The 14,054-nt window shown below is 68.9% G+C and carries 10 protein-coding genes and 1 pseudogene; 7 read left to right on the top strand and 4 right to left on the bottom strand.

The genetic code is table 11. The features are described from left to right. Positions 1-10 precede the first annotated feature (10 nt). A complete protein-coding gene (locus tag ABE85_RS04050; RefSeq protein ID WP_231993226.1) occupies positions 11-2,647 on the bottom strand; it encodes a TonB-dependent receptor in 2,637 nt (878 codons plus the stop codon). Between the two features lie 600 nt (positions 2,648-3,247). Between ABE85_RS04050 and ABE85_RS04045 the strand changes: the two genes are divergently transcribed. From ABE85_RS04045 to ABE85_RS04025, 6 genes and pseudogenes are all read left to right on the top strand, one after another. Continuing rightward, positions 3,248-3,985 carry an endonuclease/exonuclease/phosphatase family protein gene (locus ABE85_RS04045; protein WP_067270223.1) on the top strand — a complete coding sequence of 246 codons (738 nt, stop codon included), beginning with the start codon at positions 3,248-3,250 and terminating at the stop codon, positions 3,983-3,985. Continuing rightward, positions 3,982-5,409, top strand: coding sequence for a cardiolipin synthase ClsB (clsB, locus tag ABE85_RS04040; protein ID WP_067270220.1), 1,428 nt, complete (start codon positions 3,982-3,984; stop codon positions 5,407-5,409). Before ABE85_RS04045 ends, clsB begins: the two co-directional genes overlap by 4 nt. Continuing rightward, positions 5,406-6,362, top strand: a complete 957-nt coding sequence (locus tag ABE85_RS04035) for a lysylphosphatidylglycerol synthase domain-containing protein (protein WP_231993225.1) — start codon at positions 5,406-5,408, stop codon at positions 6,360-6,362. Before clsB ends, ABE85_RS04035 begins: the two co-directional genes overlap by 4 nt. A gap of 164 nt (positions 6,363-6,526) precedes the next feature. After that, positions 6,527-6,790: pseudogene (locus tag ABE85_RS28630) on the top strand (GntR family transcriptional regulator); the annotation flags it as partial. 282 nt (positions 6,791-7,072) lie between these two features. Further along, complete coding sequence (locus tag ABE85_RS04030; protein WP_231993349.1) at positions 7,073-8,098, top strand: PLP-dependent aminotransferase family protein; 1,026 nt, start codon at positions 7,073-7,075, stop codon at positions 8,096-8,098. Between the two features lie 291 nt (positions 8,099-8,389). Next, positions 8,390-10,897, top strand: coding sequence for a di-heme oxidoredictase family protein (locus ABE85_RS04025; RefSeq protein WP_231993224.1), 2,508 nt, complete (start codon positions 8,390-8,392; stop codon positions 10,895-10,897). A gap of 53 nt (positions 10,898-10,950) precedes the next feature. Here the strand turns inward: ABE85_RS04025 and ABE85_RS04020 are convergent, their stop codons facing one another. From ABE85_RS04020 to ABE85_RS04010, 3 genes are read right to left on the bottom strand one after another with little or no spacing between them, the layout of a single operon-like run. Further along, positions 10,951-11,316: a hypothetical protein gene (locus ABE85_RS04020; protein ID WP_197507195.1), complete on the bottom strand. Its 366-nt coding sequence runs from the start codon at positions 11,314-11,316 to the stop codon at positions 10,951-10,953. Beyond that, positions 11,313-12,428, bottom strand: a complete 1,116-nt coding sequence (locus ABE85_RS04015) for an acetylhydrolase (protein ID WP_067270211.1) — start codon at positions 12,426-12,428, stop codon at positions 11,313-11,315. The genes ABE85_RS04020 and ABE85_RS04015 overlap by 4 nt, the downstream gene beginning before the upstream one ends. Further along, entirely contained in the window at positions 12,425-13,336 is a 912-nt protein-coding gene (locus ABE85_RS04010) for an SDR family oxidoreductase (protein WP_067270209.1), read from the bottom strand. Before ABE85_RS04010 ends, ABE85_RS04015 begins: the two co-directional genes overlap by 4 nt. A gap of 90 nt (positions 13,337-13,426) precedes the next feature. Between ABE85_RS04010 and ABE85_RS04005 the strand changes: the two genes are divergently transcribed. After that, complete coding sequence (locus ABE85_RS04005) at positions 13,427-14,050, top strand: TetR/AcrR family transcriptional regulator (RefSeq protein ID WP_067270207.1); 624 nt, start codon at positions 13,427-13,429, stop codon at positions 14,048-14,050. Positions 14,051-14,054 lie beyond the last annotated feature (4 nt).

Genomic DNA, 14,054 nt, shown 5'->3' with positions numbered 1-14,054 from the left:
GACGCGATCCTTAGAACTTGGCCCGGACGCCGACGCTGTAGCGCGCGCCGTTCTCGTACACGCCGACGGGGATGCCGTCGACGGTGTTGGACTTGATGACCTCGTTGTTGATGTTCACCGCGCTGGCGTAGAGCGCGATGTTGCGCGTCACGTCCCAGCTGGCCGACGCGTCCCACTGGCCGTAGGCGGCGTTGACGACCTGGCCGCCCATCTCCACGTTGCCGTAGCTCTTGGAGCGGTAGTTGTAGGAGATGCGCAGCGAGACGGGCCCCTGCTCGTAGTAGCCGCTGAAGTTGAACTGGTCGCGCGAGTTGCCCAGCACCTTCAGGCGCGGCTGGCCCGACACGGCGCCGGCCTTGGCGTCGGTGAAGGTGTAGTTCACGACGGTGCCGAAGCCGGTGTTGCCGAAGGGCTGCTGCCACTGCAGCTCGAAGCCCTTGATGTCGGCGCCGTTGTCGGCGTTGTAGGGGCGTTCCACCGTCAGCGTCTCGCTGCCCACCTGCTCGGACTTGGACGCCTTGTAGGTGAAGGTGTCCAGCTTCTTGATGAAGAAGGTGCCCGAGAGCAGCGCGGCATCGGCGTAGTACCACTCGGCGCCGATCTCGGCCTGGTTGGCGTGCACCGGCTTGAGCAGCGGGTTGCCGGCATAGCCCTTGGACAGCACGGTGCCGTCGCGGCGCAGGCCGGGGCTGAGCAGGTCGAAGGTCTGGCGGGCCATGGCCCGCGAGACCGCGCCGCGCAGCACGACCTGCTTGCTCAGGTCGTAGACGACGTTCAGGCTGGGCAGCGCGTCGGTGTAGTTGTGGTCGACGCTGGTGGGCGAGAAACCGCCGCTGGCATTGCCCAGATACCCGTCCGAGGTCTGCTGCGTGCGCACGACGCGCAGGCCGAAGTCGCCGCGGAACTTCGCCACCGAGAAATCGGCCTTGGCATACACGGCGCTGATGCGCTCGTGGATCTTGTAGTTCTCGTTGAGCACGTCCTTGTAGACCATCGCCTGGTCGAACATCGGGATGCCCTTGCTCGCGACGAGCCCGTCGTCGAACCAGGCGTACTGCCGCAGCGCGTCGGACGTGCCCGCGGCCTGGCTCAGCGACGGCGAAGGACCGGTGGACAGGTCGGCCAGCGAGAACGACTGCCAGCCCGGCGAGCCCGGCCCCGCCGTGCCCTGGATGCGGGTGTTCTTCAGCGTGTTGTCGCGCAGCTTGACGCCCACCTTCACCGCCTTGATGAGGCTGCCGTCGAGGTCGAAGGTGACGTCGCCCTGCGCGTAGTTCTCCTTGGCGTCCATGCGGCGGATGCGGTCGTCGCCGGACTTGAGCGTCAGCGCCTTCGGATCCAGCGGGTTGATGTCGAGGTACTTCACGCCGTAGTGATCCGGCCCCAGCGAGATCGTCGTGCGCGTGTCGCCTTCCATCCAGAAATGGCGGTCATGCTTGCTGCCGCCCGAGCTGTTGGTGGTGCCGGCCTGGCCGTGCAGCTGCCAGTTGCCGCCTTGATAGGTGCCGTCGAGGTCCGCCACGCGCGACTTGATGTAGCTCTCGCGATAGATGGGCTCGAAGGACACGCCGGTCTTGGGCCCGAAGGTGCCGCCGACCAGCGCCTTGCTGCCGTCGGCCACGGTGATGAACTTCGGGTCGACGGCGCTGATGACGCCGCCCACCGCCAGGCCGCCGGCCTGCCAGAGGTAGTTCTGGTTGTTGTTGTTCATCTTCATGTCCGAATCCATCAGGTTCAGCACGAGATCGGTGGCCGGATTGGGCTGGAACTGCAGCGCGAGGTTGGTCGTCGTGCGCTCGCGCTCCTGGCGGAAGATGGCGGAGCCGCCGCCCCAGGACGCATAGGCGTTGGTGACGACGCCGTTCTGGTCCCTCACGTCGTACTTGCCATCGGAGAACTGCTCCAGGCCGTCGCGGCGCATGTGGCGCTTCTGGCTGCTGATGGCCAGCAGCACGCCGAAGGTCTTGTCGTCGTTCTTCCAGTTCAGCAGGCCCGAGAGCTGCGGGTCGGTCTTGCCGGGCAGCTTGCTGTACATGGCCTCGGCGGCGACCTGCACCGTCAGCGGGTCCTTGAAGGCCAGCGGCCGGCGCGTCTTGACGATGACGAGGCCGCCGATGGAGCCTTCATCCAGATCGGCCGACGGGCTCTTGAAGACATCCAGGCTGCCGACGATCTCGGAGGGCAGCACGTCGTAGTTGAAGCTGCGCGTCTGCGGCTCGTTCAGCCACCACTCGGACGAGGCCACGGCCTGGCCGTTGAGCTGCGTCATGTTGAGGTTCTTGTCGGTGCCGCGCACGAAGATGGCCTTGCCCTCGCCCCAGATCCGGTCCACCGAGATGCCGGGCACCCGCTGCAGCGAGTCGGCCACGTTCTTGTCGGGGAACTTCCCCACGTCCTCGGCGCTGATGCTGTCGACGATGTTCTGCGACTCGCGCTTCTCGGCCAGGTTCTTCTTCAGCGTCGCCCGCACGCCGCGGACCTCGACGGTGTCGAGCTGCTGGTTCGCCTCCTGCGCATGGGCGGACGCGAACGCCGCCGCGCCCAGCGCCAGCCCGATGAGCCGGGGCAACAGGAGCGGCTTGGGCGCCTGTTTGGATTGAGGCTTGCATTGAGCCTGGGAAAGAAGCTTGGGGAGAGGCTTGGCCACGTAGATGCTCCTGGGCAACGAGTGCCCGCAATCTAGTGGCGATGCCCTCGCCCGGAGCGCGGCGTTGCGCTTTGCAGGACTTCATTGCACCGACGTTACGTTGGCGCAAGAGGGGGTCAGGTCGAGCCCCCTTTGCAACCGGCTTGCAACCGGCTTGCCACCGGCTAGCAACCCGATTGCGACCCCCTTGGCGACCCTTTGGCGCCCCTTCCCCGCCTGCCGGACGCGTACGGCACGCCACGCCGCATCGGGCCCGTTCCGAGCACGCCCGGAAAGATTGCGCAACCGGGGGGCTGAATCCCCCGAACGAGCGGTGGGACTCCGTCCGACGCGATTGCGGCGTGGCGTCCGACAGGTCTAGTATTGATCGCTCCCACCCGGCGTCCGGGGCCATGCGCCCCAGGGGCCGGGAACCCGCCGCCATGCGGCACTGCCAAACCGGCACCGCCACCAGGAGCACCCCATGCTTGAACTGATAGGCGCGATTCTCGTGGGCGCGTTCGCGCTCACCTTCGGGGTCCTGTGCGTCGGCCCCATGATGCTGAAGTCCGACGACCTGTGATGCCATGACGGGCACAGGGCTTGCCGTTCAGGCAAGTCATGAAATTCACCGTCCTCACCGTCAATCTCCACAAGGGTTTCGGCTTCTTCAACCGCCGCTTCATCCTGCACGAGCTGCGGGAGGCGGTGAGAGCCGTCTCCGCCGATGTCGTCTTCCTGCAGGAAGTCCTCGGCGAGCATGAACTGCACGCCGCCCGGATCGCCGACTGGCCCCGGGGCCCGCACTACGAGTTCCTCGCGGACAGCCTGTGGAGCGACTTCGCGTACGGCCGCAACGCGGTCTATCCGCAGGGTCACCACGGCAACGCGCTGCTCTCCAAGTTCGCGATCACGCGGCACACCAACCACGACGTGTCCATCGAGGGCCCCGAGCGACGCGGCCTGCTGCACAGCGTGCTGAAGCTCGCCGACGGCCGCGAGCTGCACGCGATCTGCGTGCACCTGGGCTTGCGCGAGTCGCACCGCCAACGCCAGGTCGAGCGCCTGTGCCATGTGATCGACAGCCTGCCGCCGGGCGACCCGGTGATCGTCGCCGGCGACTTCAACGACTGGCGCCAGCGGGCGCACAAGATGCTGAGCGGCTGCGCCGGTCTCGCCGAGGTCTTCGTCAAGTCGTACGGCTCCGCGGCGCGGACCTTCCCGTCGCGTTTCCCCTTGCTGGCGCTGGACCGCATCTACGTGCGCGGCGCGGCGGTGCAGCACCCCATCGTGCTGCCGCGCAAGCCGTGGTCGCACCTGTCCGACCATGCGCCCCTGGCCGCGGAGATCAGCCTGTGAAACGCCCCGACTGGAGTGCCGGCAACGACCTCGAGCTGCTCGAGAACGGCGAGGAGTTCTTCCCCGCCGTCTTCGCCGCGATCGAGGGGGCGAAGGATGAGGTCCTCATCGAGACCTTCATCCTTTTCGAGGACAAGGTCGGACTGGCCCTGCGCGAAGTGCTCATCGCCGCCGCGAAGCGCGGCGTGCGCGTGGACATGACGGTGGACGGCTTCGGCTCGCCGGAGCTGTCGGTGGACTTCGTCAACGGGCTCACCGACGCGGGCGTGCGGCTGCACGTCTTCGATCCGCCGCCCAAGCTGTCGCGGCGCCTGAAGCCCTTCCGGCGCCTGCATCGCAAGATCGTCGTCGTCGACGGCGGGACGGGGTTCATCGGCGGCATCAACTATTCGGCGGATCACCTGCTCGACTTCGGCCCCGAGGCCAAGCAGGACTACGCGGTGCGCGTGAAGGGGCCAGTCGTTGCGCAGCTGCGGCGCGTGACGGGGGAGATCCTCGCCACCGCGACCCCGCAGACGCCCTCCGCCGGCGCGGCGGGACAGCGTCGCTGGTGGTTGAGCCGCGCGAAGGAGCCGCGCAGGAGCGACCCCACCACCGGCGGCGCGGGCGCCTCCGCGGCGGGCCGGGCGAAGGCGGTCGTCGTCACGCGCGACAACCACCGCCACCGCGACGACATCGAGCGCATGTACCGCCTCGCGCTGCACGCCTCACAGCGCGAGGTGATCATCGCCAACGCCTACTTCTTCCCCGGCTTCCTGCTGCTGCGGAGCATGCAGCGCGCGGCGCGGCGCGGCGTGGACGTCCACCTGATCCTGCAGGGCCAGCCCGACATCGCCTGGGCGCGCTGGGCGGCGCAACTCGTGTACGACCAGCTGATGCGGGCCGGCGTCCACATCCACGAATACTGCGAACGACCGATCCACGCGAAGGTCGCGCTGGTCGACGACCACTGGGCGACGGTGGGCTCGAGCAACCTCGACCCGCTGAGCCTGTCGCTGAACCTCGAGGCCAACCTGATCGTCGAGGACCGCGCCTTCAACCGCGCGTTGCGCGACAAGCTCCTGCCGCTGATGAAGAGCCAATGCAAGCTGCTGAAGCTCGAGAACACCAATGCGCATCGCTGGTGGTGGCGCCTGGGCATGGGCGCGCTGGTCTTCCACGTGATGCGGCACTTCCCGCGCTGGCTGGCGCGCCTGCCGCGGCAGACGCAGCCGCTGATGCCGGTGGCGCAGACGCCGGTCCTCGTGAGCGCTTCCCAGACACCGGCCGCGCAAGCCTGGCAATGGCAGGACGCACCAGCCGGACAAGCCGAAGAGTCCGAAAAAGCCGAACAAGACACACCCCGCGTGCCGGGCCCGGCAGGCGCGCATGGCACGCCTGACGCGCCGTGCGCTGAATGCCCGCACAAGGAGACCGCCGAGTGAGTGCGACGCCGACGCCCTCGCCGCAGACCTCGGACCCTCGTCCGGCGCGCTGGCACTGGGGGCGTTGGCTGAGCGGCGTGTTCGCGGTCGCTGTCGTGGCCCTGCTCGCGTGGGCGGCGCGCCAGATCGACTGGAGCGAGGTCGGCGACGGACTGCGGCAGCTGCCCCTGGGCGTACTGGTCGCGGGCGCCGCGTTGTGCGCGCTCAGCCACCTGATCTACAGCGGCTACGACCTGATCGGCAAGCGCTGGACGCATCACACGGTGCCGGCGCGGCGGGTGATGCTGATCACTTTCGTCAGCTACGCGTTCAACCTCAACCTCGGCGCGCTGGTGGGCGGCATCGCGATGCGGCTGCGGCTCTACGCGCGCGAGGGCCTCAAGCACCCGGTGCCGGCGCAGATCCTGGCGCTGAGCATGGCCTCGAACTGGCTCGGCTACGGGCTTCTCGCGGGTGGGCTCTTCCTCTTCGGCTGGCTGGCGCCGCCGTCGGACTGGAAGATCGGCGCCGCGGCGCTGCGCGGGCTGGGCGCGCTGATGTGGCTCGTGATCGCCGGCTACCTGGCGCTGTGCGCGTTCTCCACGCGACGCGAGCTCTCGCTGCGCGGCCACGACTTCTTCGTCCCGGATCTGCGCATCGCCGTGATGCAGCTGCTCATCTCGTCGGCCAACTGGCTGACGATGGGCGCGGTGCTGTGGGTGCTGCTGCAGCAGGGCACCGACTACGGGCACATCCTGGCGGTGCTGCTGGTGGCCGCGGTGGCCGGCGTGATCACGCATGTGCCTGCGGGACTCGGCGTGCTGGAGGGCGTGTTCGTGGCCTTCCTCGGCCCGACGCTGGGACCTGCGAAGGTCCTCGCGGCGCTGATCGCCTATCGCGCGCTCTACTACCTCGCGCCGCTGTCGATCGCGGCCGTCGCCTACTTCGTGCTGGAGGCGAAGGCGAAGCGCTGATCGCGTCGTCCGGAGATGCGAGTCTGCCGGACGGGCGAGACGGGCAAGACGGTCAAGACCGGCGAGACCGGCGAGATGAGCGGAGCAGCGGGACCCGCGCAACCAGCGACAGGGCCAGTTTTCGAATCCGCGACTGTGACAGTCTCAGGCCTGCGGGGTTCAGAATGCCGGCGGACACCCCGTGGCGATCTGACCTGACACTGATGACTGAAGAGCAATCCGCATCTCCCCGGCGAAGGACGACGCCGCTTCAGGAACAGATCTGCGATCGACTGCGACGCCTGATCCGTGACGGCAGGATGCCGGCCGGGTCGCGAGCGCCCTCGCTGCGCGCACTGGCGACCGAGCTGGGGGTCTCGCGCGGCACGGTGGTGGCGGCCTACGATCGATTGATCGGCGAGGGTTATCTGGCGGCGCGGGGCACGGCGGGGACCTTCGTGGCCGAGCCTGGTGCAACGGGTGCAACGGGTGCGACAGGGGCGGCGGGCTCGCCCACCAGGAGGCCGAGGATCGCAACGCTGCCGCCGCTCGATCGGCCACGCGTCCCGGCTGAACACGCTGCGGTCTCGCATCGCCTGCGGACGTCACCGGCGGGAGGCCACGCGTCAGGTGCCCTGCCCCTGCAACTCGGACTGCCGGCGCTGGACGCCTTTCCCCGCAAGGTCTGGGCACGCCTGAGCGCACATCACGCCCGTCACAGCATCAGCCTCATGAAGCCCGATCCGGCCGGTCTTCCGCGGCTGCGGGAGGCGCTGGTCGCCTACCTGCACCGGTCACGCGGCGTCGAAGCCACGGCCCGGCAGGTCTTCGTCGTCGCCGGTTACGAGGCCGGTCTGAGCCTGACGATCCAGGCGCTCGGGCTGGGCGGTGACGCCGCGGTCATCGAGGATCCCGGATACCCACCGGTGGCCATGGTGCTCGCCCGCTGGGGCATGACCGACTGTCCGGTGCGCGTCGACGCGGACGGCCTGGTCACCGATCACTTGAAGGAGGCACCGGACAACGCGCGGCTGGCGGTGGTGACGCCGTCGCATCACAGCCCCCTGTGCATGTCGCTCTCGCTGGAGCGGCGACTGGCGCTGCTGCAATGGGCGAACGAGCGGCAGGCGTGGATCGTCGAGGACGACTACGACGGCGAGTACCGCTATGCCGGACCGCCCCTGCCGGCGCTGAAGAGCCTGGACCGCGACGACCGGGTCCTCTACGCGGGCACCCTCAGCAAGGTGCTCTACCCGGGCCTTCGTCTGGCCTACCTCGTCGTGCCCGCGTCGCTGGTGGACCGCTTCGAGCAGGTGCTCCAGCCGTGGCCGTCGGCGGGATGCCCCTCGCTGCTGCAGGAGGTGGCGGCCGACTTCATGGAGCGGGGGCATTTCGCCCGGCACATCAAGCGCATGCGGACGCTCTACGGCGTCAGGCGATCGTGGCTGGAAGCCGCGTTGGCGCCCTATGCGGCATTCGGCTTGCGACATCAGCCTCAACGGGGCGGCCTGCACCTCACGATCGGGCTGCCCGACGGCGCGGACGATCGCGACTGCGCGTCGCGGGCGCGCGAGGCGGGCCTGGCCGTGCTCGCGCTGTCCTCCTGGTGCCGAGGCCGGACCGGGCTCACGGGACTGCTCGCGAGCTTCACCAACATCGGGTCGCCGGACGCCGCGCACGAGTACGTCGCCCGTCTCGCCGCGGCGGTGCGACCGGTCGGTGCGTTCGGGCCGTTGCCGATGCGAGGATCCCGCTGATCGAGCGCCGTCCCTCCTGAACGACAGGAACGAGAGGAGCCACCGGGCCAGTTCCCGAGCGATCGACCGGGACAGTTACGTGGCCCACACGAAGCCCAGGGCCGGTCACGCGAAAGCTTCTCGAATTCCTTACACAATCTTTCCAACGCTTCCTGGCCCGTCGAGTACATCCCTGTCTTGCGAATTGCAAGCGCTTTCCCAAGCCCACAGCCAGGAGTTTGTGTTTTGACTTTCACTCTGAATGACCGTCCGACGAGATGGGACCGGTCGGTCGTCCTCTCGATCAGCCTCGTGTCGGCCGCAGTGCTCGCGGCCTGCGGCGGCGGCACCGGCGGCAACGACGCCAAGCCCGCCACCAGCGATGGTGGCCCGGCCTCCGCGGTGGCCTTCAACGACGCGGACTCGCCCGAAAGCGGCGCGGCGCTGTCGCTCGAATCCGCCCCCGATCTGCCCGAGCCGCGCGCCACCGCTGAAGCGCGCAAGGAACCGCCCGTCGTGACGCCCGCGCCGCTGCCCGTGCTGGCGACGTCGCCGATCCCCTTCCCGATCGACGGGACCGGCCTGGTGCCGCTGCTGCCCGCGTCCCAGGAGCCGATCGAATCCACGCAGTTCACACTGCCCGACGGCACGCTGGTGACGCGCTTCGGCATGACTGGCCGCCATCGCCACGCGCGCGAGCGCGGCGAGACCTGGAACGAGGTCGGCTTCGGCAAGAACGAGACGGTGGACAGCAAGGGCAACCCGGCGGACAAGGGCGAAGGCCACAGCCTGGACTTCGTCAAGAACTACTTCCAGAACCGCACCTGGGGCGTCGAGATCATCGACAACAGCCGCGTGGCCGGGGTCACCAATCCCGTCCTGAAGATCAACAACTACTTCCTCGAGGCGCAACGTGCCGGCGGACGCGCGTTCTTCCATCGCTTCGACGAACCCAAGGTCACGGGCTTCGGCTGGATGACGCCCGGCAAGCTGGTCGATCGCGACCTGTACGGCGTGGACTCGGCCAACTGCCCGGTCGTCCCGCGCCCGCCCAACGGCAAGCTGCTCAATCCCGGCAAGGTGCTGAACGACGGCTGCAGCGCCACCATCGACGTCTACCCCAGCCACGACGCGCTGAGCCTCAATGCCAACGGCGTGCTGGTGCCGAGCAAGGACGTCCCCGGCGCCACGAAGTTCTACGACTACGCGGTGAACAACGGCGTCACGGGCACGCCGGTGTCCGGTCCGAAGATCCCCAAGCGCGCGCTGAGGATCGGCGACGCGATGGAGTTCACGCAGGCCTTCTTCTCCACGCCGGAAGCGATGCGCGCCGTCGGCGACAACGGGGCGCACCACTACTACACGTCCGAACTGACCTACGTGGTCGGCGTCGGCGTGCGACCCTGGTATGGCGTGGAGCCCCGGCTCAACAACGCCCCGCTGCCGGACGCCACCCTGCAGGGCGGCATCGGCTCGGTCTCCTACGACTACAGCGACGGCAGCAGCTTCATCTTCCAGCAGCAGATGAACCACATCGGCATGCAGAACATGCAGCGCTTCGTCGAAGGCCGCCGGCTGTTGCACAGCAACATGACCACCGGCGAGCACAGCGAGAAGGGCAACGACGTCAACAAGGCCGTCGTCGGGCTGCAGGGCCCCAGCTTCAACCAGTCCTCGTGCTTCGCCTGCCACGTCAACAACGGCCGCAGCCCGGCGCCGTCGGCGCTGTCCCAGCGCCTGGACAAGATGGCCGTCCACGCCGCGGTGCTCGACGGCAAGGGCCAGCAACTGCCCGACCCGCGTTATGGCGTGACCGTGCAGATGAACGGCAACGCATCCGGCGGCGGCGTGGTGAACCTGGGCCGCAGCGTCAAGGTCGCGAGCTTCGACACCCGCACCGTGACCCTGGCCGACGGCACGCCGGTGGAACTGCGCAGCGCCAGGCTGGCCTTCGAGGGCCCGGCGCCGCAGATCGCCTCGCTGCGCGCGGCGCAGCCGCTCATCGGCCTCGGACTGCTCGAAGCCGTCCCGGAAGCCGACATCCTGGCGCTCGCCCGCGCGACGCCGGACGAGGACGGCGTCAAGGGTCTCCCCAACTTCGTCTTCGACCCGGACACGGGCACCGTGCGGCTGGGACGATTCGGCTGGAAGGCGGGCAAGTTCAGCCTGCGCCACCAGGCGGCGTCGGCGCTGCTGGAAGACATGTCGGTGACGAGCTCCGTCTATCCCAGCCGGGAGTGCCTGGCCGGGCCGGCCAACTGCAGGTCGAAGACGGAGAAGGGCCTGACCGACAAGGACCTGCTGCTGGTCTCGCAATACCTGTCCCTCGTCGCCGTGCCGGCACAGCGCAGCCTGAAGAGCGGATTCCCGAAGGGCGTGTCGCCGATGTCGTATCTGGACGTGGATCCCGCCAAGGTCGCACTCGGCGCCAACGTCTTCCGCAACCTGCGTTGCGCAGCCTGCCACACCGTCGAGCTGAAGACCGGTTCCAGCCACCTCTTCCAGGAGTTGCGCAACCAGACCATCCGGCCCTACACCGACCTGCTGCTGCATGACATGGGCCCTGAGCTCGCGGACGGCTTCGCCGAAGGTCGGGCCAACGGCCGGATGTGGCGCACGTCGCCGCTCTGGGGGATCGGCTACACCGCGCGCGTCATGGGCGACGACGGCGCGGTCGGCTACCTGCACGACGGGCGCGCGCGCACCTTGACGGAAGCGGTGATGTGGCACGGCGGCGAGGCGGAGAAATCGCGTCAGCGCTTCTCGGCCCTGTCGACCGCGGATCGCCAGGCGCTGCTGGCCTTCCTGCAGTCGCTCTGACCGGGACGACGCGGCGCCTCAGGCGCCGCGTCCGGTTCCCAGGCGCTCCGGGTTCAGCGCAGCAGCAGCGCGGCCAACGCCAGCGCGCAGAAGATCCCCACGTTGACCTTGGGTTCCCAGTAGCCCATGAACAGGAAGGTGATGGCCAGCCATCCCAGTCCGGCCGCGAGGGTCAGGACTTGCACCGGCAGTGCGGTGACGACGTCCATGGCACGCCAGGCGAGGAACAGTCCGAGGAGCCCGAGCGCCACCTGCCCCAGCGCGAACGCCGTGTTCAAGCCGTAGTAGAGCGTCGTCTCCGGGCCGGGCGGGTGCTTGCCCCGGAGGACGTGCGACACGACGTCGATGAGGAAGTGCAAGGTGCCGCTCAAGGCGAGCCAGCCGTAGGTGGTGTAGACCAGGTACTTGCTCATCGTCATGCGGCGTCGAGCGCCGTGTGCGCCGCCGTGTTCATCGCCGTGTTCATCGCCGTGTGTGTCGCCGTCTGCATCGCGGCATGTCGCGGTGGGAAGCCCGCCTCGGGCGCCCGTGCCAGCAGGGGCTGCCACGTGGTGCGCCATTGCGCGAGCGCGGCACCGTCGTCCTTGAACGTGAGGTCCAGGAACGCCAGTCCGAGCTCCGCGGTCGCGAGCTTCACTTTCGGATTCAGCGCCGCGCCGCCCGTGAGCGAGCGGTCGGTGAAGATGCTGTGGGACCCCGCCTGGAACACCGCGAGCAGCTTGCGCGGATCTCCGATCGCATCGAAGACCTGGAGCCGATCCGCCGCGCCCGAGCGATAGCCGGGGATCTCGATCACGTCCTCGGTGGCGGTGATGTGGACGGTCGGCACCGACACGTGTCCCAGCACCGCCGCCAGATCGCGCTCGCCATAGAACGGCGGCGCGGAGATCACGATGCCCGCGGAGAAGCGCTCGTCCTGGCAGGTGACCACCCGGCCCTCCCGCACCACCTGCGCGCCGATCGAGAGCAGCGTGGTGTTCGCGCCGTACGAGTGGCCTGCGGCCACCACGCGACGTCGATCGATGGCACGCCCCAGCGGACCGGTCTCGTCGGAGAGCATCCGGTCCAGCGCGAAGCGCACGTCGGCGGCGCGGGCGATCGCCTCGCTCTCCTGGGCGGCCGCGCGCAGCCGGCCCACGATGCCGAACGGATTGCCGCGCCAGACGGCCGCGTCGCTCCCCGCATGCTGCACATGCAGGCTGGCGACGCCCCTCGACGACCAGTGCCGGCCGAGGTAGCTGTAGCCCTGCCGCGAACCGCCGATGCCGTGCGAGAACACCACCAGCGGCACGCCCTCCGCCGACGACGTCTGCGCGGGCCAGTACAGCCGGGCGGGCACGGCGCGCGACCGCGCGGCGTCGAACCAGTCGATATCGATCACGCGGAACGGCGGGCCAACCGGGCCGACCGGGCCTTCGGGGCCGGCGTCTTCCGCCCGCAGCAGCGCCGGCATCGGCAGCGCGGAGGCCAGCAACAAGGCGTTCAACTGCCGGCGACGACCGCTCGCCGGCTCGCGGACATCGGCGCTCAAACGCTGACCCCGGTGAGGCGGGCCGAGTCGACCCACAGGCGCGTCGCATCCGTCCGGTCCAGGGCCTGCGTCGGAACGCGGGCCAGGGCGGGGTGTCCGCGCGTCTCGCCGAGCCGGTCCGGTCCGTAGTACTGACCGCCCTCGGCCTGCGGCGCCGTGGCCGCGAACAGCGTCGGCAACGCACCTTGCGCGGCCGGTTGGAAGAGGAACCAGAGGAAGCGCCGGATCATCGCCTCGGGACTCGACGGACCGGCGCCGTTGGGCAGCAGATCGGTGCGCGCGATGCCCGGGTGCGCGGCGACGCTCTGGACGCCCCATCCCCCGACGTCGCTGCGACGCTGCAGCTCGAAGGCGAACATCAGGCAGGCCAGCTTGGACTGGCCATAGGCCGCCATCGGCTTGTAGCGCCGCTCGGATTGCAGATCGTCGAAGTCCAGCGCACCGGAGCGCGCCGCGACGCTAGACACGCTGACGACGCGGGGCGACCGTCCCCGGCGCAGCAAGGGCAGCAGGCGAAGGGTGAGCGCGAAATGGCCGAGGTGGTTGGTCCCGAACTGCAGTTCGAAGCCGTCGCTCGTCACCTGTCGCCGAGGCGGCGTCATGACGGCCGCGTTGTTGATGAGCAGGTCCAGGCTGTCCGACGAGCGACCCAGTCTGGCCGCGAAGTCCTCGATGCTGGTGAGGCTGGCCAGGTCCAGCAGCTCGAAGCGGACGTCGGCCCGCGCCACGCTGGCGCGGATCCGGTCGACGGTCGCGCCGCCCTTGCGTGGGTTGCGTCCGGCGACGATCACCTGGGCGCCGGCGCGGGCCAGCTCCAGCGCATCGTGCAGGCCCAGGCCGCCGGTGCCCGTGACGACCGCCGTGCGGCCTTTCTGTGAGGGGATGTCGAATGCTGTCCAGGGCGCCATGGTTCCTTGCCTGCAGTAAACTGGATGCACAAATTAATGCACCGAGTGCAATTTATAACGCACCCGGTGTACGAACACAAGAGCGCCCGCATGCCGCCACCGTTGCCCCCTCCGCCGCCCCTCACCGATGACGACGCCACTGAAGGCGCGCGCGAGCGCAAGCGTCGCGAGACGCGCCACCGCATCGCCGAGACGGCGTTGCGACTCTTTCTCGCCCACGGTTTCGAGGGCACGACGCTGGACGTGATCGCCGCCGAATCGGAGATCTCGCGTCGGACCTTCTTCTCCTATTTCAAGTCCAAGGACGACATCCTGCTGTTCTGGCAGGACGTGCATTGGCGAGCCATCTACGACGACCTGCTCAAGACCTCTCCCGACGTGCCGCCGCTGGACGCCGTGCGCGACATCATGGTGAAGCACATGGCGCGCTACACCTCCGAGGAAATGCAAGCCATCGACACGCTGATGCGCTCCAGCCCGACGCTGTATTCGCGCAAGCAGGCCTTCTATGCGGAGCAGGAGCTGGTGCTCTTCAGCCAGCTGTGCGAGGTCTGGCGCCAGCCGGAACGCCGGCCGGCGCTGCGCATGGTCGCGATGGTGGCGATGGGCGCGATGCGGGTGACGACGCAGACGTGGAACGAGCTGCCCAGTCCGCGCAAGCCGATGTCCAGGCTGCTGCGGGAGTCGTTCGAGAGCCTGCGCTCCGAGCTGTAGTCCG

It is taken from the genome of Mitsuaria sp. 7 (assembly GCF_001653795.1).
Lineage (GTDB): Bacteria > Pseudomonadota > Gammaproteobacteria > Burkholderiales > Burkholderiaceae_C > Roseateles.
This window is presented reverse-complemented; position numbering and strand designations above follow the sequence as displayed.